This is a genomic window from Polynucleobacter ibericus, from assembly GCF_018687955.1.
Lineage (GTDB): Bacteria > Pseudomonadota > Gammaproteobacteria > Burkholderiales > Burkholderiaceae > Polynucleobacter > Polynucleobacter ibericus.
The window spans coordinates 291,613-315,769 of the sequence record NZ_CP061309.1; the positions used below are offsets into that span (position 1 = coordinate 291,613).

Consider the following 24,157-nt stretch of genomic DNA (forward strand, 5'->3'; position numbering starts at 1 on the left):
TAATAGCGAAGATTAAAGAGTAGAGAAGAAACATGACAAACAAACAAAAAGTAGCTCTTATTACAGGTATTACAGGTCAGGATGGCTCCTACCTTGCTGAATTCCTATTGGAGAAGGGTTATATCGTTCACGGTATTAAGCGCCGCTCATCTTCTTTTAACACCGAGCGTATTGATCATATTTATCAAGATCCACATATCGATCATCAAGATTTGATTCTGCATTACGGCGACTTAACTGATACCAGTAACTTGGTACGCATTATTCAAGAATCACAGCCCGACGAGATTTATAACTTGGGCGCACAGTCCCATGTAGCGGTATCTTTTGAGTCGCCTGAATACACGGCTGATGTCGATGCTATTGGACCATTGCGTATGTTGGAGGCTATACGTATCTTAGGTTTAGAAAAGAAAACCCGTTTTTATCAAGCATCGACTTCTGAGCTCTATGGTTTAGTTCAAGAAATTCCCCAAAAAGAAACTACGCCGTTCTATCCAAGAAGTCCATATGCCGTAGCCAAGATGTATGCTTACTGGATCACCGTGAACTATCGCGAAGCTTATGGGATTTACGCTTGTAATGGAATCTTGTTCAATCATGAATCTAAGCGCCGCGGCGAGACCTTTGTTACACGCAAGGTGACCCGTGGCTTGGCAAACATTGCTCAAGGCTTAGAGAAGTGCCTGTTCATGGGTAATATCGACGCCCTTCGTGACTGGGGTCACGCTAAGGACTATGTTCGTATGCAATGGCTAATGTTGCAGCAAGAAGTGCCCGAAGATTTTGTGATTGCAACGGGTGTGCAGTTTACTGTTCGTGAATTTATTGCCCGTAGTGCCCAGCAACTTGGCATTACCCTTAAGTTTGAAGGCGTTGCTGAAAATGAGAAAGCTATCGTAGCTGCTATCGAGGGTGATCAAGCCCCCGCATTAAAGGTAGGCGATGTGATTGTGCAGATTGATCCGCGCTATTACCGTCCAACTGAAGTAGAGACCCTATTGGGTGATCCAGCTAAGGCGAAAGCAAAATTGGGTTGGGTTCCAGAAATCACGCTTGACCAAATGATTGTTGAAATGGTTGCCAATGACCTCGATAAAGCCAAGCAGCATGCCCTATTACTTAAGCATGGCCATAGCGTTGCCGTTGGTAAAGAAAATTAATCCCCATTTTTATAAATAGAGCTAATAAAGTGTCGATTAATCTAAATCAAAAAATTTATGTAGCAGGCCATAGGGGGATGGTTGGCTCTGCGATTGTTCGTACTTTGAAGGAAAAAGGGTATGAGAACATCATTACTCGCACACATGCAGAGCTCGATTTAACGAATCAAGCAGCTGTTCAAGCCTTTTTTGAAGAAGAAAAGCCCGATCAAGTCTATTTGGCTGCAGCAAAAGTAGGCGGCATTTATGCAAACAATACTTTTCCTGCAGAATTTATTTATCAAAATCTCATGATGGAATCCAATGTGATTCATCAGGCTTTCGTTGCCGGCGTTAAAAGACTTCTGTTTTTGGGTTCGAGCTGTATTTATCCTAAATTAGCTCCGCAGCCTATGGCTGAAGATGCGTTACTAACGGGCTTGCTCGAGTCGACAAATGAGCCGTATGCAGTTGCCAAAATTGCTGGTATTAAATTGTGCGAGAGTTACAACCGTCAATATGGAGCCTCGCATGGCATTGACTATCGCTCCGTCATGCCAACCAATTTATATGGACCGGGCGATAACTATCACCCAGAAAATAGTCATGTGATTCCAGCATTGATTCGACGCTTTCATGAGGCTAAAGAAAGTCGATCACCAAATGTCACAATCTGGGGCTCAGGAACTCCTAGGCGAGAGTTTTTATTTGTGGATGACATGGCTGCTGCTTCAGTCTTTGTTATGGAATTAGAAAAGTCGATTTACGACGAACAAACAGAACCGATGTGCAGTCATATCAATGTAGGGTATGGCTCGGATGTAACTATTGCTGATTTAGCTAAGGCAGTAGGTATAGCTGTCGGCTATCAAGGCCATATCGACTTTGATCCTACCAAGCCTGATGGAGCTCCGCGTAAATGGATGGACTCCTCTAGGATCAATCGTTTGGGATGGACTCCATTGGTTACTTTAAATGACGGCCTGCAATTAGCTTACCAAGAGTTTTTACTGCGACTAACTAAATAATGAATGGGTTTCATGCGTTTTAAAGATAGCAATTTCAAAAGAGCATTAAAAAACCTTTATCTTCCAATAAGGAAAGATATTGTTGTTTTAGAACCCCATTTTGGTCTTGGCGATAACTTAGTTTGTTTGGGTTTAATGCGTGCGCTCTCGAAGCGTAATCCAAAAACTCGCTATTACTATGCTTGTTTGCCTCGCTGCTACCAGTCTTTAGCTTGGATGTTTCAAGATCTAGATAACGTTTTCCTTTTTCCAATTGAGGGTGGGCGTGAAGTCCGCCAATTTACCAGCTTCTTAAATGCCAGTTACGCGCCTATAGGAATTGATGGTGTGGATATCAAGCGCTTTGATGAATCCTTTTATGAGCAACATCACGTTCCTTTTGAAGCTCGCTGGAGTGATTGTGATGTGCCGCCGGGGCCCAAATCTGAATGGCTTTATGAAAGACTCAATCCTAATCATGAACCCTATATTTTGGTTTGCAACTTTGAATCTGGATTAGTGAGTTACGACCTCAAAATTGAAAATCCTGATGGTAAAAAAATTATTACAGTTGCACCAGAAACCAACAATATTTTTGATTGGACTAAGCTTGCCTTAATGGCTGATGAAATTCACACAATTGATACATCATTTGTGCATTTTGTAGAGAGCTTATTTCACAATCAACCACATAAACCTTTTTTCTATCATTTAGCCAGAAATAGCCCCACTGAATTTACCCGCCGCCTTCCATGGCAGGTCATTCGCTATCGGGATTGATTAATGATGAATCAAGTGAGACTGTTGGGAAGGCAAATCTATACGCCTCCTTCATTCGCTATTTATCTACAGTGCGCACTGTTTGCCATTTTATTTGGCATTTGGGTGCTTCCTGAAACAATTCTAATTCGCCACCTTTGCTTGTTTACAGGTGCGCTGATCAGCCTTTACACCATCGCTCGCAACCTAAGCATTTTTGGTAGTAAAAATTCCTTACCTATATGGATGGTTGGAGCTTTATTTGCTTGGGTTGTCTTTCATTTGATATTTTTATCTTCTGACTTTGATGCGCAGTGGTTGGAATTTGGAACTATCTGGAAGCGTACCGCCATTGGATTTATTTTTGCCTGCGGTTTGGGTCTGTCTCTCAATGGGCAGTTATTGATTGCGCCTGATAAAGCGAAAATTTCACAGAGAATTCTGTTTGCAGGATTCGCTCTGCCTACTTTGATTTATTGGATTAAATTTGGGGCCGGTATTTTGGTTGCTCGTTATGGTCTAGATGTGCCTGAGCTTATGTTGCTTCAACCTGAGGCCACCAAATATTTTGTCCATAAATCTGCTTATGTCTTTTTCTGCCTCCCTTTATATACAATATCTCTAGCATGCTTGTATGAGCTGTATTTGAAGGGTAATTTATTAAGTCGTAATGCAATGATTTATTTCATATGTATTGCGGCTGTACTACTTAATTTTATTCATGAAAAGGATCGCAATGGGGAGATCTACGCTTTTTTTCTAACTTTATGTTTTTGTGGTTTGATACTCAAAGATCAAATTAGAACGCTTTCATACCAGAAGCTCGTAGTGGGTTGCTTAATTACGGCAATACCAGTGATGGGGGCTTTCTATCAGTTTCAAAATAATGCTCAATGGAATTCGATCATTTCCGACGCCAAGATTGCCGTGCAAATTGATCAATACAATAATTGGCAGGATCAGGCAACATTAAAGCCACCTCAAAACGAAGAGGGTAGGCAAATCTCAGGTACCAACTATGAGCGTATCGCATGGGGCACCGCAGCCCTGCGTTTAATTGGTCAAAATCCACTTGGTTTTGGTTTGGTCGAAAGATCATTTGGTCGCCTGGGTAAAAAAGTGTGGCCAGAAGCAAAGCTGCATCAAAGTCATAGTGGATGGCTGGATTTCACCTTAGGTTTAGGCTTGCCAGGAATATTTTTGTTATTGGGAGCTGGCGCTATAGCTTGGTATCAATCCTTAACGGGCTCAAGCCTTTCGCAGATCATCGGTGGGTGGGTATTGCTAAGCTTGTTGCTAAGTATGTTTACTACAGAGCTATCTCAAAAAGTATATATAGACGGTCTTATTTTTATGATTAGTTTGGTTGCTACGCTTAATCTTAGGGTGCAAAGTGACTAATTTGCCTTCTGATCCTGTTTGGCTCCGCCTCATTCCATTTTCTATCCGAAAAAAACTGGCTGGTCGTGCAAACTTGCATGCTGCAATACATAACAGTGGTTGGATATTTTTTGACAAAATTTTGCGTGCTCTCCTTGGTTTGCTTGTTGGCGCCTGGGTTGCACGATATCTAGGGCCGGGGCAATTTGGAGAGTTGACTTATTACATTGCCTTTATTGCATTATTTCAGGGAGTAACCAATTTAGGTTTAGATGGAATTGCGGTTCGTGAGCTCAGTCATCACCACCTATGTGCACACGTTATATTGGGAACAATCTATAGGTTAAGGATATTTGCGGGTATTGGATGTTGGTTATTAGCCGTCTTAAGTTATGGGCTTATTGAAGGGGCCAGCGGATCCGGAATTTATATTATTGGATTAGTTGGTGCCACCTTAGTATTTCAGGCATCTGATACTGTTGATTTATGGTTCCAAGGGCAAAGTCAAAGTAAGAGAACCGTTGTCGCAAAAGCGATTGCTTACTTGTTAGTTAATGGCATTAAAGTAATGTTGATTTTGATGCAAGCTCCGATGATGGCATTTGTAGTGGTAATTGCTGCCGAATCATTGCTTAACGCACTCGCCATATTTATTGCATACAAAAGTTTTCCATCTAGTGATAGCTGGGCTCCATCCAAAGAGGTTGCCAAAAAATTACTCCAAGAGTCATGGCCTTACATATTGAGCACTCTATCTATCATAATTTATATGCGCATTGATCAAATTATGATTCGAAATATGCTTGACGAGAGGAGCCTTGGAATATTTTCGGCGATGCTGCCTATTGCAAGCGCCTGGAATATGATTCCTGGGACTATTGTCATTAGTATTTCACCTTACATGGCAAAAAAGTATCTAGAAGGTAGAGCTGCCTTTAATAATGCTTTGTTATATATGTTCAGGGCTCTATGGGTAATCAGTCTATTCGCTATTTTATTTACAACCTTAATTTCTTCATTCCTGATCCCGGCAATCTTTGGTGTGCAATACTTTGATTCCATTCATATTCTGAATATTTATGTTTGGACATGCTTGCCGATTGCTCTGGGGGTGGGTCAAGGAATTTGGATGCTAAATGAACGTAAGTCAAAATTGTCAATGATTCAGACAGTTAGCGGAGCCATTGCATCCGTTCTGACAAACTGGGCATTAATCCCCTCTTTTGGATTGGTGGGGGCCGCTTATGCAGCAATACTGTCTCAGGTTATCTCAACAACCCTTATTAATCTTTTAATTTCAAGAAAATTATTCTTTCTCCAGATCGGTATTAAGCCTCCAGAATGGGCGACTTAATGCGATCATCGATTAGGCATCTCTATCGCAGAGCAATATTCTTAGTGGATTACTTGGTTGCCAAAATACCACCTCGTAATTTCAGCAATCACTCGGTAGCCATTGTCAGAGTCGATTTAATTGGGGATTTTATTTTATGGCTGCCAGCCGCTGAAAAATTGAGAACCATTTTTCCAGGCTCTAAATTGACATTAGTCGCTAACGACGCTTGGGCTGATTTAGCGCGTGATCTGCCCTATTGGGATGAAGTGATCGCTATAAATATGAAATGGTTTTCATTTGAAAAGCTACTTTATCGCTGGAGGACTTTACGGCTTATAGCATCAAAAGGCTTCCAAATTGCGATTCAGCCCGTTTACTCTAGGTCACTTGCAGATGGCGACTCCATTATTAGAGCGACAAATGCAGTTGAGCGTATTGGCTTTGTGGGGGACTTCAGCAATCTATTAAAGGAAGAGGCTGATGTAACAAACAGATGGTATACAAACTTACATCCAACTGTGGTTGAAGCAATTCATGAGATTGATCGCAATTTAGAAATTATGGGCCAGATTTCTGGTGTCAAATATAAACGCACGCTACCCCAGCTTGAATTGGCGGGAGAAGTAAAGTCAAATCTAATTGAGTCTCTAGATAATTACCTTGTCATCACTCCAGGTGCCTCCTGGGAAGGCAAGCGTTGGGGTGTTTCCAACTACGTAGAGCTGATTCAATGTATTTTGGAGCGAATCGATTTAGGGGTAGTTCTTTGTGGCAGTCAAGCAGAGTTTGATTTGTGCGAGAGCGTTAGAAAACAAGACCCACGCATAATCAATCTTGCTGGAAAGACGACTCTAAGGGAGTTAGTTAGTATTTTAAAGGGTGCTATTTTGGTTATTGGCAATGACTCTTCAGCCATTCATATTGCTAACTCTGTAGGAACACGATCTATCTGTATTTTAGGCGGTGGTCATTTTGGCCGATTTCTGCCTTATCCTGAAGACTCTTCTGATATTAAACCCATTACTTTATTTAAAAAGATGGATTGCTATCAGTGTAATTGGCGATGTACTAAGGCGCAGATTTTTACAGATGGCGCTCCATGTATCCAAGGAATGGGTGTTGATGAGGTAAAAAGTGAAATCGAGCATCTTTTAGGGAATAATTTATCCCATTAAATGATAAAACTTACGAAAATTGAAATGAAGTCTGCTGCAAGAGTTCCCGATATGTTCCCGAAGGTATCTATTGTGATGCCTAGTTTTAATCAGGTTGAATTTATTGAGAGATCAATATTGTCTGTATTAAATCAGTCCTATTCCAATGTGGAGTTGATCGTGATCGATGGCGGTTCAACTGATGGTAGTGTTGAGATCATTAAGAGTTACGCCGATAAATTGGCGTATTGGGTTTCAGAGCCGGATGAAGGTCAGGCACAGGCCATCAACAAAGGAATTTCACAAGCTACTGGCGAATGGATTGGGTGGCAAAATTCTGATGATCTATTTTCGATCGACGCTATTCAGAAAATGGTTGAGAGAGCCCAACAGGAGCCTTTGGCTAATCTAGTCATTGGGGATATGTGCCTTATTGATGCTAACGACCAACGTATTCGTGATATCAAATACGTTGCTCCCAGTTATCGCTCCATTCTGGCAGAAGGTATGGTACTGACAAATCAAAGCGCTCTATGGCAGAGATCTATTCATTCTTCAATTGGGTATTTGAATGAGTCATTACATTATGGCTTTGACTACGAGTGGTTTTTGCGTGTTCTGGAAAAATACCGCGCTGTACATGTAGCTAAAGTGTTGGGGTATCTCCGAATTCATGATCAAACTAAGTCTTCGTTGCAGCAACCTGAGTTCAAAAGAGAATATGACTTGATACTCGCTGGTAGAGGGGTGAGTGTTTTGACCAAAAAACTTTACAAATTGCGCAGATACGCTACTTACTTATTGCGTGGCCAATTTACCTATCTGCGGGAGCAAATAAGATATGGTCTCACAAAGTAACACATACTCATGCCCATCCATTTGCGCCCCTCAATAGATTGCTAAACTAGACTACTCTTTTTACTAAGCTATATTGTGCATACATTAACTTCCCCGGTCGCTTTTATTATCTTTAATCGCCCAGATAAGGCGCAAAAGACTTTCGATGCTATCGCAAAAGTCCAGCCAAAAAAATTACTGGTTATAGCTGATGGTGCACGCACTGATGTTGCTGGTGAAGCGGAGCGATGTAAGGCAACTCGAGACATCATCGATCAGGTAAATTGGGACTGTGAAGTTCTCAAAAACTATTCAGAAAGTAATTTAGGTTGTAAGCAAAGGCTGGCTACCGGATTAGATTGGGTTTTTAGTAACGTATCAGAGGCAATTATCTTAGAAGATGATTGTTTGCCAGCACCTTCCTTTTTTCAGTATTGCGATGAGTTGCTTGCTTACTACCGCAATGATGATCGCATTGGAATGATTTCTGGGGATAATTTTCAAGAGGGTATTTGGCGTGGCGAAGGGGATTATTACTTTAGTAGGTTCTGTCATATTTGGGGCTGGGCTACTTGGGCTCGAGCATGGAAAAAGTATGATGTTAATGCCTCTAGCTGGCCTCAACTAAAGGCGCGTGATTGGCTGAGCTCTCTGGGATTTAAAGGCTCAGAAAAGAAACACTGGGAAGAGGCGTTTGAGAGCGTGTACACCAAAAGATTAGATACCTGGGATCACCAGTGGAATCTGGCATGTTGGCAAAATGAAATGTTCTCTATTACCCCCAATGTGAATTTGATCAGTAACATTGGTTTTGGGGAGGGGGCAACGCACACCACGGGTCCCAGCATTCACTCAGATATGAAAACCATAGATTTGCAGTTTCCTTTGAGGCATCCAACTAAAGTAGAGAGAAATCTAGCGGCTGATAATATGTCGTCACGACGCTTATTTACTAATTCTTATTTAGTGCGGGGCATCCGAAAAATCAAAGCTATTTTAGGTATTCGATAATGAAGTCTTGCCCCATTTGTGATAGGTCAATGCCATTTGCCTTTTCTGAAAAAATACTTAAGAAGTATGTAATTAGCTATTTTTATTGCAAGTACTGTAATTTTGTTCAAACCGAAAAGCCGTATTGGCTTGATGAGGCCTATAACAATCCAATAGCTGATAGTGATACAGGTTTAATACAGCGAAATATTTCCCTATCCTCGCGCTTGGCTGTTTTGATTGCATTGAATTTCGATCTACAGGGGTCATATTTAGATATTGCTGGAGGTTATGGGATCCTAACGCGCTTAATGCGGGATGACGGCTTTAATTATTTCTGGCAAGACCCTTACTGTCAAAACGTCTTTGCACTTGGATTTGAGGGTAGCAAAAGTGAGCATGGATATGATGCTATTACTGCATTTGAGGTATTGGAGCATGTTGAAGACCCTGTTGGTTTTATTCAAAATGCCATGCTAGAAAATAACTCCAAGACAATTATTTTTAGTACTGAGTGTTTTTCTGCAGAGGCCCCGCCAAATAGTGATTGGTGGTATTACTCTTTTTCTACTGGACAACATATTTCTTTCTTCAGCTCAAGGGCCTTACAAGAAATTTCTCAAAAATTACATTTATATTTTTACTCTTTTAATGGGCTTCATATTTTGAGTAAATACCCCTTGAAATATCCGACATTAAGCAGAGTTTTTACTAAGCGATATTTGAGCTCAATCTTTACCTTCTTTCTGAATCGTCTCTTGAATAGTAAAACCTTAAGTGATTCTCAGCTTAACCTGCATAAGCCCGCATCTCCAGAGTGATATTGAGATATATTGCCTATTTAGGCTTATTGATTTGCAGTAGGTCAAGTAAAGTGTAATACACAAAAGCGGAGTTACTCGCTAGATATCGCTTCCACAATCTTCCTGGTTCGGAGAGTAACCTATAGAGCCATTCCAGCCCACATTGCTGGATGAACGCTGGTGGCCTTTTTTTAGTTCCGGCATGAAAGTCAAAAGCTGCGCCAACACCTAGAGCAATAGGAATTATTTTGGGCGCATAGGTTGCGCACCAGTACTCTTGTTTTGGGCATCCTAGCCCAACAAATAAGAAGCTTGCTCCAGAGGTATTGATGTTCTCAACTAAACTTTCATCCACAATGGCTTGCTCTGGTAATTTTTCAGGAGCATACATTCCTGCAATATTTAGCCCTGGAAATTGTAGGAGCAAATTACTCGATAACAAATCTAAGGTTGATTCATCTGCGCCCAATAGATAAATCGAGTGGTTGCTCTGTGAGGACAATTTACATAACTCAATCATTAAATCTGGACCAGATACTCTCTGGGCATTTTTGAAGCCTTTGATTTTTTGCGTCCAAACTAATGGCATTCCATCTGGGGTAACTAGTTGGGCATTTTCAAGGATGGATTTATATCTTGGGTTTGCATGCGCAATGGTTAGCATATGTACGTTAGCCACACAGACGTACCTGCCAGTATTCTTTTTTTGATCTGCCAATGATATTAAATAGCGAGACATACTAGAGATTGTGCCAATATCAACGGGAACCCCAATTACTTCAGTTTGTACTCGAGCTATTTTTATTTTGAGGGTCTCTGGGTAAGTGGCCATGGCTTTATTCTCGACCCATATGAATGGTCGAGTCAAATTCAATGGCAGCAATAATTTGCTCTGGCGTAATAGACTTAATGCAAGCAGACTCAGTTATCTTGCCAATGCATTTGGGTTCGTTAAAGCAAGGGTAATATGTGCATCCTCCGCTTTGACCAATTGCTACAGAATTAGGAGGCGCCCACCACTGGGGAAGATTGCCGGCATTAATTACGATAGTCTTTTTACCTAATGCAGAGGCAAGGTGTACTAAAAAGCTATCCACCCCAATTAACAGATCAAATTTTTTTATTTCGGCAATGAGTTGCTCAAGAGATTCAGAGGGGGCGATATGAACAGTAGGTATGCTGGACCCAAATTGGTCTCTTGCTTCACTCTCTTCAGAGGATGAGCATAGGGTAGATGGTGTAATGGCATATTGGGAAAGTAACTGTGCTAGCTTAAGCCAGTGTTGGTTAGGCCATTTCTTAAATGCTTGACTGGAGTAGGGATGAAAAGCAATTTTAGGGGATGTATCAAATGCTAACTTCTTCAAGCTCGGCTTAATTGGAGCGCTAAGTTTGGAGCCCACTAATTCTGAAAGGAGGGCGGGGATAAATTCATAGACCTGATGATCATTAGGTTTGACTGACAGATAGTTCACCCCAGGGATTTGCATGCGCCAAATGAGATGATGCATCCAGTGAGAAGGCGCCCATTTTGGTGAGTAATGGACTCTACTGCCAATTAGCGTCCCTAAAAAAGACTCCCTAGTATCACCAATAAAATCGAAACTGACATCGATCTTCATCTTGCGCAATTGAATAGTAGATTGAATTAGATCAATCCAACCACCTTTAATTATTTTTGGAAATCCCCCGGCAATAGGAAATTCTGCTGTGATGAGGTTATCAAATCCCATCAATTTAAACAGAAGGGAAAATTCTGGTTTAGTCCAAATAATCCACTTAATATCTGGACGAGCCTGAGATGCTAGCTTTAGATTAGAGGCATTCATGATTGCATCGCCAAAACGACGCGCACTCAGAATGCAAACAGTCGCATTAAGTGGGATAAGACTCAAATGTGGGCTCTCTATAAGAAATAATGCATTTGATTGGTTTAGTAGGCTGTTTTACTCGTAAAACCATTGATGATGGTCAGAAAGATAATCTTGAGATCAAGCCATATAGACCAGTGGTTAATGTAGTAGAGATCATAGTCAACTCTCGACTTCATCTTATCAATAGTTTCAGTTTCTCCGCGTAAGCCATTTACTTGAGCCCAGCCTGTAATTCCTGGCTTCACTTTATGGCGCAGCATATAGCCTTGAATCAATTGGCGATATTGCTCATTATGTGAAATCGCATGAGGACGTGGCCCCACAATAGACATCGTTCCTTGCAATACGTTCACAAATTGGGGTAGCTCATCGAGTGAAGTTCTACGCAGAAATCTTCCGAGAGGGGTAATCCGTGGATCGTCCCTGGAGGCCTGCACCACAATTGCCCCATCATCTTGCGTGGTCATGGTTCTAAATTTGAGAACTTGAATAATCTCACCATTCAGTCCATATCTACGCTGCTTAAAGAGAATTGGACCTCTTGAAGTGAGCTTGACAGCAAGGGCAATTACCACCATCAACGGCAAAATGAGTATAAATAGTAGGCTACCCAAAATGAGGTCCTCAATTTTTTTAAGCGCCCAATGGCCGCCATAAAAAGGGTGATCATTAATGGTAATCATGGGAATATTCCCTACAGTTACCCAGTGTGAACCTAGGAGATCCGCCAGAAATATATTGGGCGCCAGATAAACGGTAGCGGTTGAATTGGCCAAAGCTTTAATGGCCTCAAGAATTTCTTGTTTTTGGTGTCCAGCATAGGTTAAAAAAACATAGTCTATATGTTTTGTCTTAATTTCGCCCAATAAACCCTTGAGATCATGATAGCTACCTTCATGACTTAGGCCAGCCCAAGGCATGGATTGAATTTTTGCTAACAGATAGTCTGGTGATTCGCCGTCACCCAAAATAACAAAGGTTCTAGTATTTCCGCCTTTAGCGCGCGCTAGCCTTAAAATCAAATAAAGAAAAATTCGCTCTAATACTAAGAGAATTGGCGTGGAAATTAACCAAGCGCTAATAGCTAAGCGAGAAAAGTTAGCAGACGTTTTGGTGGCAAAAGCCATCACAATTAACGTCATACTCACGATCAACCAGGTACTGAGAATTTTTCCAGCAATCTGCCCGTAACCCTCAAGGCGGGAAGATCGATATACCGCTCGAACTTCGGCTAATAAAAAATAGAAAATGATGGCTAGAAAGGCTGCGTATTGATAAATATCTTTGTAGGCAAGGTCAATTGGAAAAACTAAGGAGCTTATATACAAAGATGACCAAATGATGGCAGCATCCAGGATGCGATTTAAGGACGATAACTCAGCACTAAAGGGTCGAAGACGTCCGCTGATTTGGGTGCTCATGAATTTTTGGTATATGGACGAATCAATTGATGTTTTCTATGTGGTTACTTGATATTTTTCTTCGTAGATGCTCATGGGCATTGACAAGTAAATCCCCTGTATAAATGCCTAACTACCGCATTATAAGTGGATAGTATTCTTATTTCGGTAATTAATACAGTGATTTACGAAGCTATTCGACAAATTTTGTTTCCCTCATATTTTAAAGGCAGCCCTTAATTTGTAGCTAGATTCTTTTTATGAAAAGCCAGTAATTTTTCGCAGATCACGCCAATGAATATCAAGAGAAAAAACGGCTGTCTTTCCCCTTCTGGCACCACAGAGGTATTCATGATTAAGAAGATGGGGATAGCAATAGCTGCCAAAAAGAGTCCCATAGTTTGGTTGATGCGTATTAGTAGAATAAGTCTATAGAAGATATACCCAAAAAGTAAGAGTGCAGCCGCTAAGCTCCAAAATCCAGAGAGGCGATGTACATCAGCAAAAAAGTTATGAAACCACTGGTAGCCTTGCCATTGCGCGGGACCGACTTCAATTCGAGTAAAGGGATCTTCAATTAAATGAGAAAACCAGTAGGAAAACATCTGAAAGCGCGCGTCATTCATTAAGTTGTCGTTTGGAAGACGAGTCCAAAGACTATTGGACAAGAGTGAGTTAATCATCCAAAGGGTGGGGTATAGCGCCAGCGAAACAACCACCCAGGCAAAAGTACGCCACGCTCGTTGGATTGCCAAAAAAAGGCCTATAAGCATCGGCGCAATCAGCAAGGTAACAACGAAGTAAGAGCGTTGATTAATCACAATTGCAGCACCCAAAGAAAGGGCAAAACCAGATACTCCTAAAACCCAAAATCCCCATGGCCTTTGCTCTCGCTTAATTAATAATCCCGCCATAAAGGCAACCGGGAAAAAACATAGTAAGTTAGAAATACCAGGGGAGTTGATATAACTTCGAGCGCTAAAAACCTTGGGGGTAAGAATATTGACTAAGCGCCCATAGTATGGCGGGGACTCTAAAGCCAAACTTGCGCCAATAGTCAAGAGGCTGAAAAGGAGGGCGCCAAGGCAAAAAAACCATATAAATTGAATATATTGACGATTTTCCCTAAAGCTCATGATCCACAGCGAGGCGCCCAGGGTGATTGCCAGCAAAATTGTGAAATATCTTCCTGGCAGTGTGTAAATTTGGGGGTGGTAAGGGATGTAAAACAACCGATAACACCCTAAAAACAAGCCCAAAATCAAGCAAAATACCAAAACTTGGACCTCAAAACCAATGCGCTTTCGAGTGGGAGGAAAGGGCGCCCAATCATTTTTGAAGTACACCAAAGTTAAAGCAAGTAATAAAACAGGGATCATCCAAAAGTAGATGCCAAATCCAACGGCAAAAGGGATCAAAAAAGCAAAAGTTTGATGGAATCGTGCACATTTTTTACTTAATGGGATGATCATATGTTCTGCGGAGACTGGTGATGAAGGATGTTAGAGTGGAGAAGTCCCAGAATTTTCCGATAAAAATGCAAAAAACTTGTATTTTTATGGTTTTTAGGGGGGGTGCTCATATTAACAATTGCGAGTGGGTGATGCGAAACTTTTATCAAGCACTCAACCTAGTCAGAGTTTGTAGTTTATGCATTAACTCTTATCCAGCATAAGAGCCTAAAAATCTATGATATCTGCAACAAGGCTATATCTATTGGCTTTTTGGGAATTAAGACGCTGTCAAAAGTTATAATGATTAATCTAATACATCTAGTATATAAACCAATTCCATTTTTATGAATATAGGCTCTAGCCAAAACTTAGCAACCCCTGATGATGCGAATGAAATCACACTGCCTGATATTGTTAATTTCCTGGCTGAGTCTTGGAAAATACTTGCTCTAGCAGCCATTACTGGCGCAGTTTTGGGCCTAGGGGGTTGGTGGCTCTTGGGTAGCTATTCTGCGGAATACATCCTTCTGAACAACACCAACACCAACACCAACACCAACACCAACACCAACACCAACACCAACACCAACACCAACACCAACACCAACACCAACACCAACACCTATGGACTAGATCTACTCTCTTGGAAGCTGATTCAAAAAAGCCTACCTAATTTAGCCGCTCAAATAGTAGATGATGGTAAGGCGCCTGAGGGTCAAGTCGCGCTATATAAGACATTGGCGGGTGATCAATGGTGGCAGAAAAATGCAATACCGAATTACGCGCTTTCCAAGGCTGATACGAAAGAGTTAGCAGGCATCAGCAAAGAATTTGATAGCGCTAGCACTACGATCTTAAGTCTGGCGATTCATGCTAGCGGTCCCAGCAAAGAGGGTGCAATAGATGCTGTCAGGGGAGCTTCTCAGTTCTTGCGTTCTGGAGGCGCATATCTACAGATACGCAGTATGCTCAACGGATATGAGGGCGAGGTTATCAGTGCTGCAGGAGAGATTCAAAGAAAAATCACCAGCACGAAAATTGAAATGGGTCATCAGCAGCAACGCGCCAAGTCTTTGGAGGAGCTATATAAGCGCTACCCTACTAACTCCAGCGCCGGTCAACAAGTGGTTGATACAAAGGAATCTGGCGGCAAGTACCTCTCCATTACTACTCAAATTGTTGCGGCAAACAATGATATTAACCAGTCCAAGGAGCTCTTACTGAGGCTAGAGGATCGCTTAGCTCAACTCGCCTTAACTAAATCTTTTCTTGATGAGGCGCTCCCTAAAATTGATACTACCTTTGATGGTCTAGTCTTGGATAAAGAACTTCTTGCAATCGAGGCAACGCTCAGAGCAAAAATTGGAAAAGACGATCCAAAGCAACAAGAAATCTTAGATCAAATTCGCTCACAACTCCTAATTATTCAGGCCCGCTTTACAAAGGGATTGGAAGCCAATACAGCGCCAACCAGCAGTGGAAAAAATGGCATGATCAAAAGTACTGCTGGCGGAATGGCTGGCGGATTTTCTCTGGTGCTTATGTTGCTCCTGGTGCAACGCTTTTGGGCTAGCATAAAAGTGATGGTACTAAGTGAGGACCCTCATGCAAGCTAATGCCCGAGATCGGGCATTAGCGGGCGCAAGTAACTAAAAAGAGAAATTGTGAATTTAGCCGACATTAAATTAGCAGTAATTGGCCTTGGGTACGTGGGGCTTCCACTTGCCGTTGAGTTTGGGAAAAAGCGTCTGGTAGTGGGTTTTGATATCAATCAAAAACGCATTGCCCAGCTTCAATCTAGCGTTGATCATACTTTAGAGGTGAGTGCCGAAGAGTTGAAAGAAGCCACCAAACTTTCATTTACTCATGAGCTTACAGATTTGACTGGAAGTAATTGTTTTATTGTTACAGTGCCCACTCCTATTGATGAGCATAAGAATCCGGATTTAATGCCGTTGATTCGCGCTTCTGAGACGGTTGGAAAAATTCTTAAAGCGGGCGATATAGTCATTTATGAATCTACCGTTTACCCGGGATGTACAGAAGAGATTTGCATCCCAGTTTTAGAAAAACACTCTGGCCTGAAATTTAATCAAGACTTTTTTGCTGGATATAGCCCTGAACGAATCAATCCAGGCGATAAAGAACATCGAGTCTCCACGATTAAAAAGGTGACCTCCGGTTCAACTCCGATGGTTGCTGATCTAATCGATGTGCTTTATAACCAAGTTGTAGTGGTAGGCACTCATAAGGCGCCAAGTATTAAAGTCGCTGAAGCAGCAAAGGTGATAGAAAACACTCAGCGTGATTTAAATATCGCCTTAATCAATGAGCTGGCGATTATTTTTAATAAGCTTGGTATTGATACTGAGGCGGTATTGCAGGCAGCAGGTTCTAAGTGGAATTTTTTACCCTTTAGACCTGGTCTTGTTGGCGGCCATTGCATTGGCGTTGATCCTTACTACCTAACTCATAAAGCCGAAGCTATTGGATACCATCCAGAAATTATTCTGGCTGGCCGTCGACTAAATGACAGTATGGGAGGCTATGTGGTAGGCCAGCTCGTTAAGGCGATGACCAAAAAACGTATTCATGTAGATGGTGCCAAAGTGCTTGTGATGGGATTGGCGTTCAAAGAGAACTGCCCTGATCTGCGAAATACTCGAGTAATTGATATTATCAATGAGCTTAAAGAGTACAACTGTGAAGTCGACGTTTTTGATCCTTGGGTTGATGCAAAAGATGCAGACCATGAGTATGGCATTACCCCAATTAAACAATCTGCCCTAACACCTCAAGCCTATGACGCTATCATTTTAGCAGTCGGACATTCTGAATTTAAGAAAATGGGTGTCAAAAAGATACGTGCCCTAGGCAAGCCCTTGCATATCCTTTATGACATTAAATATCTTTTGGATTCATCTGAATCTGATTTAAGACTCTAAGAAAAATTAACTTCAACATGAATGCATACAAAAAATGTCAAGAGCAATTACTGGATGAACCTAAGACTTGGTTGGTTACGGGAGTTGCTGGGTTTATTGGCAGCAATCTTTTAGAGTCTTTGCTACTTTTGAATCAAAGCGTAGTAGGTCTAGATAACTTTAGCACTGGATATCAACGTAATTTAGATGAGGTCCAGGCTCTTGTAACACCAGAGCAATGGGGTCGATTTCACCTCATCAAGGGAGACATTCGGAATTTGAATGATTGTCAAGATGCTTGTAAAGGTGTTGACTATGTGCTACATCAGGCGGCTATTGGTTCTGTTCCCAGAAGTATCGAAGACCCAATTTTTACAAATCAGAACAACATTGATGGTTTTTTGAATATGCTTGTGGCTGGACGCGATGCAAAAGTAAAAAGTTTTACATATGCGGCATCGAGTTCTACTTACGGTGATCATCCGGGGTTGCCTAAGATGGAGGACCAAATTGGCAAACCACTTAGTCCGTATGCAGTGACTAAATTTGTAAATGAAATATATGCAGATGTTTTCTTTAGAGCTTATAAATTTAAATGTATTGGGTTGCGGTATTTTAATGTGTTTGGAAGGCGACAAGATCCTGAAGGTGCTTATGCTGCAGTAATACCAAGATGGGTTTCTGCAATGATAAAGAAAGATCCAATCTACATTAATGGCAATGGCGAGACAAGTCGTGATTTTTGTTACGTCAAAAATGTAGTGCAAGCTAATTTGCTTGCTGCGTGTACAGAAAAAGTTGAAGCAATTAACCAAGTTTATAACGTTGCTCTTGGCGGTCGAACTAGTTTAAATAACCTTTTTGAGCTTTTATCAGGCAGCCTAACTGCAAGGGGTTATGACTTGAGAGGTATTAAGAAAATCTATCGAGACTTTCGAGTTGGGGATGTTATGCATTCTCAAGCTGATATTGTAAAAGCTAGGCAACTTCTAGGGTATTGCCCAAGACATACTATAGAGCTAGGAATTGAAGAGTCCCTTGAGTGGTATGAAGTGGATAATAAATAAGTGTTAATACGATTATTTAAGCACATCAGCCGGCAACGCCGCTATCAGTTTGCCGGGCTTGTACTACTAACAGTCATTAGTTCCTTTGCAGAGGTCATCAGCCTGGGTGCCGTTGTGCCTTTTATTGGCATTATTACTCAGCCAGAAACTGTCTTCAAGACCCCAATAGTTAGTAGGATTGCTATCTATTTTGGAATTAATTCGGCTCATGAGCTGATACTACCACTAACCTTTTCTTTTATAGCCGCCGCAGTCCTTGCGGGAGCAATGCGTCTATTGCTCCTTTGGATTGGAATACGGCTAGCCAATGCAACTGGAGCGGATTTAAGTGCTGAGGTTTATCGGCGCACCCTATACCAACCATATAGGGTTCATATTGACCGTAGTAGCAGTGAAATTATCGCTGGAATAACACAAAAAGTTGCAACTGCAACGAGCGTCCTTTTATCGTTGGTTACGGTACTTACATCCATTGTTTTGTTTATTGCCATATTTGTCACTTTGATTCTAATTGATCCGCTGATTGCAACGCTTGCGATGTTAATTTTTGGTGCAAGTTATGGATGTATTGTCTATAAGACGCGGCAACGATTGAGGCGCAATAGTGAGTCAATTGCTTTGCAGCAGACCCAAGTCATAAAGATACTTCAAGAGGGTCTTGGATCTATACGAGATGTTCTTTTAGACGGCAGTCAGTTAGTGTATTGCAACACATATCAGAAAAGTATCCAGCAGCTACAGTATGCAACTGGCGAAAACTCATATATTACGATTGCTCCAAGATACGTCATGGAGACTTTAGGTTTGCTGCTTACCGGTGTATTTGTCTGCATCATTAGTGGGGATGAAGTCGAAGGTGTAAGTGGCGCTTTACCGGTTTTAGGCACACTGGCTTTGGGTGCGCAACGACTATTACCCCTTTTGCAATTAATATATGGTAATTGGACATTTGTGATTGGAAGTCAGGCATCGCTTAAAGATGTTCTGGATTTGCTAGAACAGCCCCTGCCTGAAAATGCAAAACAAGATCAAATAAAACAGCTTGATTTTCAACGGTCCATCCGCTTTGAAAATGTTTCTTTTAAATATGGTGTCGATTTACCCTTGGTATTGAAACAGATTAATTTTACTATTTCTAAGGGCGGCAGGATTGGCATTGTAGGTAGCACGGGGAGCGGTAAAAGTACTGTCTTAGATCTACTAATGCTCCTCCTTAAACCTACACATGGGAAAATTCTTATTGACGATTGCGTAATTGGTGATGAGCTTTGCCAGGCATGGCAAAAAAATATTGCACATGTACCTCAAAGCATTTACCTAGCGGATGCCACTTTAGCCGAAAATATTGCATTTGGTATTCCGTTTGATCAAATTGATTTTCATCGCGTTAAGCTAGCAGCTTCGCAGGCTCAACTCTCTGAGTTTATAGAAAATAAACCGAAGAGTTACTATGAATTTGTGGGGGAGAGAGGGGTGAGGTTAAGCGGTGGTCAGCGACAACGCATCGGAATTGCACGAGCGCTGTACAAGCAGGCTAACGTGCTAATTTTTGATGAAGCGACTAGCGCTCTAGATAATGAAACTGAGTGCGATGTTATGAGGGCAATTGAAGATCTTGGAAATCATCTGACCATTTGTATGGTTGCGCATCGCCTGACTACGCTTGAAAAGTGCGATCAGATAATTGAGTTTCGTGGTGGTATGGTGCATCATATTGGAGACTATCAATCAGTTGTTCAAGCCTCTAAGGCTGCAAGGACTTATCAATGATTCTCTCAAGGCCTGTATTTGCGCTAGTGCCAGCACGTGGGGGTTCGAAGGGAATTCCTCGTAAGAATCTAAGAAAAATTCAAGGCCGCACGCTTGTTGAAATAGCGCTAAAAGCAGCTATTGATTCTGTTTATGTTGATAGAGTATACCTATCTTCCGAGGATGAGGAAATATTGGAGCAGGGCCGCAACCTAGGTGTTGAGGTTATTAAACGACCAGTCGAGCTTGCTTCCGATACCTCTTCAGCTAATGAGGTGGTTAACCATTTTATAAATCAAAATAGCGAGGAATTTTCAAAGGATGACCCATACATTTTATATTTACAACCCACTTCTCCATTAAGAGCGCTAAGACATATAAATGAAGCTTTAGAGGAGATGCAAACACAAAAAGCTGATTCGTTAATTAGTGTTATAAAGCTAGAGAAGTCCCCCTATAAATCTTTTTCAATTGATATTAACGGCAGATTAAGATCCCTTTTTGAGGAGAGTCTATCTAATTTCCGTCGTCAAGATTTACCTAATACATATATCCCTAATGGAGCATTATATGTATTTACTGCTTCAGCATTTCGATTGCGAGGAATTTTTCCATCTAATGGAAGCTTGCCATATGTAATGAGTGAGTCTGACAGTATTGATTTAGATGAAGAGGATGATCTTATAAAATTAGAGAAAATTTTAGGATTAAGTAATGGCTGAATTTAAAATTGGTAACCGTTTGATCGGTGATGGTCATCCGCCCGTTGTTATTGTTGAAATTGGTATTAACCATGAAGGATCACTTGATACTGCAATTGAGATGGTTGATGCTGCCATTGACATGGGTGCAGAAATTATCAAACATCAGACACACATTGTTGAGGACGAGATGTCCGATGAAGCAAAAACAGTGATTCCGGGTAATGCTGATGTTTCAATCTATGAGATCATGGAGCGTTGCGCCTTATCCAAGGAGGATGAGCGATCGCTAATGAATTACGTACATCAACGTGGCGCTATTTTTATTAGCACACCTTTTTCTAGAGCCGCGGTAGATAGATTGGTTGAGTTTGATATTCCAGCATTTAAGGTGGGCTCTGGAGAGTGTAATAATTATCCGCTAATTAAATATATTGCAAAGTTTCGTAAGCCAGTCATCATCAGCACGGGAATGAATTCGATTGAATCAATCAAACCCTCGGTTGAAATATTGCGAAACGAACAGATTCCTTATGCGCTTATGCACTGCACTAATGTTTATCCGACCCCTCCAGAGTTAGTACGCTTGGGTGCTGTGCCTCAACTCAAGGAGGCTTTTCCGGATGCGGTGATTGGTTTGTCAGACCACACTACATCTAACTACCCGTGTTTGGGCTCGGTGGCTTTGGGTGCTTCATTACTGGAGCGCCACTTTACGGATCGAATGGATAGATCCGGTCCAGACATTATCTGCTCAATGGACCCTATCGCACTGAGAGAATTAATCGAAGGCTCAAACATCATCTTTGCTGCACGTGGCGGGGAAAAAGGTCCTGTTGAAGCCGAGACTCCGACAATAGCATTCGCATTTGCCTCGGTCGTGGCAATTCGTGATATTGCGCCCGGACAGAAGCTGACTGAAGAAAATATTTGGGTTAAACGTCCGGGAGGTGGAGACTTCACGGCGTTGGACTACGAGTTACTGCTTGGCATGGCTGCTGCTACAAATATTCGCCGTGGGTTCCAGCTAAAGAAGATAGACGTTAAATCGGGATGACAATGACCCCGACGCGGATCCAAAAAATTGTCTTCCTGACCGGAACGCGAGCCGATTTTGGTAAGCTCAAGTCGTTGATGAATCGCTTGAGGGGTGACGACAGCTTTGAATTACATGTCTTCGTCACAGGGATGCATATGCTCACTAAGTATGGCTACACTTGCGAGGAAGTGGAAAAAGCAAACTTCAGGAACATACATAAATTCATCAATCAAAACGCCAGTGATAGTATGGATCACATATTGTCAAAGACAATTTCAGGCCTTTCCGACTATGTTAAAGAGATCAAGCCTGACTTGATCGTTGTTCACGGTGATCGAGTCGAGGCACTTGCCGGAGCGGCGGTAGGCGCATTGAACAATATTCTTGTCGGGCATATCGAAGGAGGGGAAGTGTCGGGAACGGTGGATGAGTTGATTCGACATGCCGTTTCAAAGCTGTCTCATATCCACTTTGTTGCTAACGAAGAAGCGAAAGCAAGATTGGTTCAGCTTGGCGAAGTAAGTAACGCCATTCATGTCATTGGCTCTCCAGATGTTGATGTGATGAACTCTAGCGCGCTCCCCAGCATTGAAGAAGTGAAGAGATATTACGGTTTTGACTTTCCGGAGTATTCCGTTCTTATGTTTCATCCAGTTACCACCGAGTATGGTGACCTGAAACGTCAAACAAGTACTGTGGTTGATCAGGTAATCGAGTCGGGACTGAACTACGTCGTTATTTACCCGAATAATGACCTTGGGACTGACATCATTCTCCGTGAATACGGTAAATTGGCCGGACTCGGGCGAATACGTGTTTATCCATCAATGCGATTTGAATATTTTCTGACCCTCCTAAAAAATTCCCATTTCATTATTGGTAATTCAAGCGCGGGAGTGCGGGAGGCTCCTCACTTTGGAGTTCCTGCCATCAATCTGGGAACAAGGCAGCATAATCGCGTGCAATGCAATAGTGTCCTGAATGTGGAAATCGAAGCGGTCAAAATCAAGCAGGCGATTGAGGATGTCAAAGCCAAACCAAGACATGCATACACACTATTTGGAAATGGTGGCAGCGACGAGCGTTTTTACGGAATTCTCAAGAGTCAGGAATTCTGGAATATCAAAACCCAGAAAACTTTTGTAGACTGGGCTGGATGATGAGGTTGATTGCTCGGCTTGACGTTAAGAACCAGTTCGTCATCAAGGGAATTCACTTGGAGGGGCTGCGCAAGGTTGGCGATCCCAACCAACTTGCAAAAGCCTATTACGAAGCCGGTATTGATGAGATCGTGTTCATTGATGCTGTGGCCAGTTTATACAATCGCAATAACCTGTTCTCAGTGATAAAAAAAGCCTCGGAGGAGGTATTCGTGCCGATCACAATCGGGGGCGGTCTACGCAGTTTAGCCGATGTTGAACAGGCTTTGGATGCTGGAGCCGACAAGGTTGCGCTTAACACAGCAGTGATTCTTGAGCCCGAATTGGTTAAAAAAGTTGCTAAGCGATACGGGAGTCAATGTGTAGTCGCGTCTGTTCAAGCCAAGCGAACGGCAAACGGATGGGAGGCATACATGGAAGCTGGGCGGGAGAAAACCGGGTTACAGGTATTGGATTGGGTAAAGAGGCTTCAGGACTTGGGCGCGGGCGAACTTTTGTTAACCTCGGTAGATCAGGAAGGAACCAAATCAGGTTTCGATGTGAAACTCGTGGAAGCTGTGAATAAGGCTGTTTCGATCCCTGTTGTAGTTAGTGGCGGTTATGGACAACCCAGACATATTCAAGAATTGCTGGAGGTCACCGTGCCCAGCGGGGTATGTTTTGCATCAGTACTCCATTACAAGTCGACGACAGTTGAAACCTTAAGGTTGAGCATTGAACAGTCAGAAGCGAATTGAAAAAAATGAAAAGAATTGTCGTTTTAAATTATGGGCTTGGTAATGTCCGAAGCGTAAGTAATGCCTTGCGCGCGGTAGGCGCCGAGGCTGGTGTTTCGTGTAATGAGCGCGAAATTGCACAAGCGGACGGGTTGATCATCCCGGGAGTGGGTGCATTCCCAGATGGAATGGTAAATTTAACCGAGTCAGGGCTGGTTGAAGTTGTTCGCGAATATATCGATTCTGGGCGCCCGGTATTGGGCATCTGTCTGGGTATGCAGCTACTTTTTGAGAAAGGAGCCGAATATCAGATGACACAAGGCTTGAGTGTAATATCCGGCTCGGTCGAAATCATTCCGGTCAAGCCTGAAGAGGGCAAAATGCCACATATAGCCTGGTCCACGATCAAACCCACAGAGATGGGGGCTCAAACAATGTTCGCGGGTATGTCCGATCGAGAAATGCGTTTCTACTTTGTCCATAGTTACGCGGCAACCAAAGTGCAGGCTCAGGATTTAAGCGCGACTGTGGACTATATGGGGTATGAGATTGTTGCCGCTGTGCAAAAGAAAAATGTATGGGGTACGCAATTTCATCCAGAGAAGAGTGGGCCTTCTGGATTGCGGGTTTTGCGGAATTTTATTTTGAATGCTGATGGAAAATAG

Annotated in this window: 22 protein-coding genes; 18 read left to right on the forward strand and 4 right to left on the reverse strand. The window is 42.2% G+C overall.

The window, feature by feature from the left end; all coding sequences use genetic code 11:
- The first annotated feature begins 32 nt into the window (after nt 1-32).
- The 9 genes from gmd to AOC20_RS01640 all read left to right on the forward strand — a co-directional run bounded on the left by gmd (nt 33) and on the right by AOC20_RS01640 (nt 9,426).
- On the forward strand, nt 33-1,163 hold the full coding sequence (gene gmd / locus AOC20_RS01600; RefSeq protein ID WP_215360848.1) for a GDP-mannose 4,6-dehydratase: 1,131 nt from the start codon (nt 33-35) through the stop codon (nt 1,161-1,163).
- Nucleotides 1,164-1,192: 29 nt separating this feature from the next.
- Nucleotides 1,193-2,170 (forward strand): GDP-L-fucose synthase, encoded by a 978-nt coding sequence (fcl, locus tag AOC20_RS01605; RefSeq protein ID WP_215360849.1) that lies wholly within the window; start codon nt 1,193-1,195, stop codon nt 2,168-2,170.
- A gap of 12 nt (nt 2,171-2,182) precedes the next feature.
- Nucleotides 2,183-2,929 (forward strand): glycosyltransferase family protein, encoded by a 747-nt coding sequence (locus tag AOC20_RS01610; protein ID WP_215360851.1) that lies wholly within the window; start codon nt 2,183-2,185, stop codon nt 2,927-2,929.
- 3 nt (nt 2,930-2,932) lie between these two features.
- Nucleotides 2,933-4,309, forward strand: coding sequence for a hypothetical protein (locus tag AOC20_RS01615; RefSeq protein ID WP_215360853.1), 1,377 nt, complete (start codon nt 2,933-2,935; stop codon nt 4,307-4,309).
- Nucleotides 4,302-5,642, forward strand: a complete 1,341-nt coding sequence (locus tag AOC20_RS01620) for a flippase (RefSeq protein ID WP_251373123.1) — start codon at nt 4,302-4,304, stop codon at nt 5,640-5,642. The genes AOC20_RS01615 and AOC20_RS01620 overlap by 8 nt, the downstream gene beginning before the upstream one ends.
- Nucleotides 5,642-6,799, forward strand: coding sequence for a glycosyltransferase family 9 protein (locus AOC20_RS01625; protein ID WP_215360856.1), 1,158 nt, complete (start codon nt 5,642-5,644; stop codon nt 6,797-6,799). Before AOC20_RS01620 ends, AOC20_RS01625 begins: the two co-directional genes overlap by 1 nt.
- Nucleotides 6,800-7,636 carry a glycosyltransferase family 2 protein gene (locus AOC20_RS01630; RefSeq protein WP_251373124.1) on the forward strand — a complete coding sequence of 279 codons (837 nt, stop codon included), beginning with the start codon at nt 6,800-6,802 and terminating at the stop codon, nt 7,634-7,636. It abuts the gene before it with no gap.
- A gap of 75 nt (nt 7,637-7,711) precedes the next feature.
- Nucleotides 7,712-8,626, forward strand: coding sequence for a glycosyltransferase family protein (locus AOC20_RS01635; RefSeq protein ID WP_215360857.1), 915 nt, complete (start codon nt 7,712-7,714; stop codon nt 8,624-8,626).
- Nucleotides 8,627-8,655: 29 nt separating this feature from the next.
- Nucleotides 8,656-9,426: a class I SAM-dependent methyltransferase gene (locus tag AOC20_RS01640; RefSeq protein ID WP_215360858.1), complete on the forward strand. Its 771-nt coding sequence runs from the start codon at nt 8,656-8,658 to the stop codon at nt 9,424-9,426.
- Between the two features lie 16 nt (nt 9,427-9,442).
- On the opposite strand, the gene AOC20_RS01645 is transcribed toward AOC20_RS01640, so the two are convergent.
- From AOC20_RS01645 to AOC20_RS01660, 4 genes are all read right to left on the reverse strand, one after another.
- Nucleotides 9,443-10,240 (reverse strand): WecB/TagA/CpsF family glycosyltransferase, encoded by a 798-nt coding sequence (locus AOC20_RS01645; RefSeq protein ID WP_215360859.1) that lies wholly within the window; start codon nt 10,238-10,240, stop codon nt 9,443-9,445.
- A gap of 4 nt (nt 10,241-10,244) precedes the next feature.
- Complete coding sequence (locus AOC20_RS01650; RefSeq protein ID WP_215360860.1) at nt 10,245-11,303, reverse strand: glycosyltransferase family 9 protein; 1,059 nt, start codon at nt 11,301-11,303, stop codon at nt 10,245-10,247.
- 38 nt (nt 11,304-11,341) lie between these two features.
- A complete protein-coding gene (locus tag AOC20_RS01655; RefSeq protein WP_215360862.1) occupies nt 11,342-12,703 on the reverse strand; it encodes an undecaprenyl-phosphate glucose phosphotransferase in 1,362 nt (453 codons plus the stop codon).
- Between the two features lie 215 nt (nt 12,704-12,918).
- Nucleotides 12,919-13,818 carry a hypothetical protein gene (locus AOC20_RS01660; protein WP_215360864.1) on the reverse strand — a complete coding sequence of 300 codons (900 nt, stop codon included), beginning with the start codon at nt 13,816-13,818 and terminating at the stop codon, nt 12,919-12,921.
- Between the two features lie 662 nt (nt 13,819-14,480).
- Between AOC20_RS01660 and AOC20_RS01665 the strand changes: the two genes are divergently transcribed.
- The 9 genes from AOC20_RS01665 to hisH are packed head-to-tail and all read left to right on the forward strand — an operon-like array spanning nt 14,481 to nt 24,157.
- A complete protein-coding gene (locus tag AOC20_RS01665; protein WP_215360866.1) occupies nt 14,481-15,752 on the forward strand; it encodes a hypothetical protein in 1,272 nt (423 codons plus the stop codon).
- Nucleotides 15,753-15,800: 48 nt separating this feature from the next.
- Nucleotides 15,801-17,081 carry a Vi polysaccharide biosynthesis UDP-N-acetylglucosamine C-6 dehydrogenase TviB gene (tviB, locus tag AOC20_RS01670; RefSeq protein WP_285896901.1) on the forward strand — a complete coding sequence of 427 codons (1,281 nt, stop codon included), beginning with the start codon at nt 15,801-15,803 and terminating at the stop codon, nt 17,079-17,081.
- 17 nt (nt 17,082-17,098) lie between these two features.
- Complete coding sequence (locus AOC20_RS01675) at nt 17,099-18,127, forward strand: NAD-dependent epimerase/dehydratase family protein (protein ID WP_215360868.1); 1,029 nt, start codon at nt 17,099-17,101, stop codon at nt 18,125-18,127.
- Entirely contained in the window at nt 18,128-19,897 is a 1,770-nt protein-coding gene (locus AOC20_RS01680) for an ABC transporter ATP-binding protein (protein ID WP_215360870.1), read from the forward strand.
- Entirely contained in the window at nt 19,894-20,598 is a 705-nt protein-coding gene (locus tag AOC20_RS01685) for an acylneuraminate cytidylyltransferase family protein (RefSeq protein WP_215360873.1), read from the forward strand. Before AOC20_RS01680 ends, AOC20_RS01685 begins: the two co-directional genes overlap by 4 nt.
- Nucleotides 20,591-21,634: an N-acetylneuraminate synthase family protein gene (locus tag AOC20_RS01690; RefSeq protein ID WP_215360874.1), complete on the forward strand. Its 1,044-nt coding sequence runs from the start codon at nt 20,591-20,593 to the stop codon at nt 21,632-21,634. The genes AOC20_RS01685 and AOC20_RS01690 overlap by 8 nt, the downstream gene beginning before the upstream one ends.
- Nucleotides 21,635-21,636: 2 nt before the next feature.
- On the forward strand, nt 21,637-22,776 hold the full coding sequence (gene neuC / locus AOC20_RS01695; protein WP_285896909.1) for a UDP-N-acetylglucosamine 2-epimerase: 1,140 nt from the start codon (nt 21,637-21,639) through the stop codon (nt 22,774-22,776).
- Nucleotides 22,773-23,513, forward strand: a complete 741-nt coding sequence (hisF, locus tag AOC20_RS01700) for an imidazole glycerol phosphate synthase subunit HisF (RefSeq protein WP_215360879.1) — start codon at nt 22,773-22,775, stop codon at nt 23,511-23,513. The genes neuC and hisF overlap by 4 nt, the downstream gene beginning before the upstream one ends.
- A 5-nt stretch (nt 23,514-23,518) precedes the next feature.
- The gene (gene hisH / locus AOC20_RS01705) at nt 23,519-24,157 is read left to right on the forward strand and encodes an imidazole glycerol phosphate synthase subunit HisH (RefSeq protein WP_215360880.1); all 639 of its coding nucleotides are present in this window, start codon (nt 23,519-23,521) and stop codon (nt 24,155-24,157) included.

Bases quoted from the DNA above. Each gene is read 5' to 3' on its own strand.
- AOC20_RS01640 (WP_215360858.1), top strand. From the start codon at position 8,656: ATGCCATTTGCCTTTTCTGAAAAAATACTTAAGAAGTATGTAATTAGC.
- AOC20_RS01665 (WP_215360866.1), top strand. From the start codon at position 14,481: ATGAATATAGGCTCTAGCCAAAACTTAGCAACCCCTGATGATGCGAAT.
- AOC20_RS01610 (WP_215360851.1), top strand. From the start codon at position 2,183: ATGCGTTTTAAAGATAGCAATTTCAAAAGAGCATTAAAAAACCTTTAT.
- AOC20_RS01645 (WP_215360859.1), bottom strand. From the start codon at position 10,240: ATGGCCACTTACCCAGAGACCCTCAAAATAAAAATAGCTCGAGTACAA.
- gmd (WP_215360848.1), top strand. From the start codon at position 33: ATGACAAACAAACAAAAAGTAGCTCTTATTACAGGTATTACAGGTCAG.
- AOC20_RS01630 (WP_251373124.1), top strand. From the start codon at position 6,800: ATGATAAAACTTACGAAAATTGAAATGAAGTCTGCTGCAAGAGTTCCC.
- AOC20_RS01660 (WP_215360864.1), bottom strand. From the start codon at position 13,818: ATGAGCTTTAGGGAAAATCGTCAATATATTCAATTTATATGGTTTTTT.
- hisF (WP_215360879.1), top strand. From the start codon at position 22,773: ATGATGAGGTTGATTGCTCGGCTTGACGTTAAGAACCAGTTCGTCATC.
- AOC20_RS01625 (WP_215360856.1), top strand. From the start codon at position 5,642: ATGCGATCATCGATTAGGCATCTCTATCGCAGAGCAATATTCTTAGTG.
- AOC20_RS01655 (WP_215360862.1), bottom strand. From the start codon at position 12,703: ATGAGCACCCAAATCAGCGGACGTCTTCGACCCTTTAGTGCTGAGTTA.
- neuC (WP_285896909.1), top strand. From the start codon at position 21,637: ATGACCCCGACGCGGATCCAAAAAATTGTCTTCCTGACCGGAACGCGA.
- AOC20_RS01675 (WP_215360868.1), top strand. From the start codon at position 17,099: ATGAATGCATACAAAAAATGTCAAGAGCAATTACTGGATGAACCTAAG.
- AOC20_RS01690 (WP_215360874.1), top strand. From the start codon at position 20,591: ATGGCTGAATTTAAAATTGGTAACCGTTTGATCGGTGATGGTCATCCG.
- AOC20_RS01615 (WP_215360853.1), top strand. From the start codon at position 2,933: ATGATGAATCAAGTGAGACTGTTGGGAAGGCAAATCTATACGCCTCCT.
- hisH (WP_215360880.1), top strand. From the start codon at position 23,519: ATGAAAAGAATTGTCGTTTTAAATTATGGGCTTGGTAATGTCCGAAGC.
- AOC20_RS01685 (WP_215360873.1), top strand. From the start codon at position 19,894: ATGATTCTCTCAAGGCCTGTATTTGCGCTAGTGCCAGCACGTGGGGGT.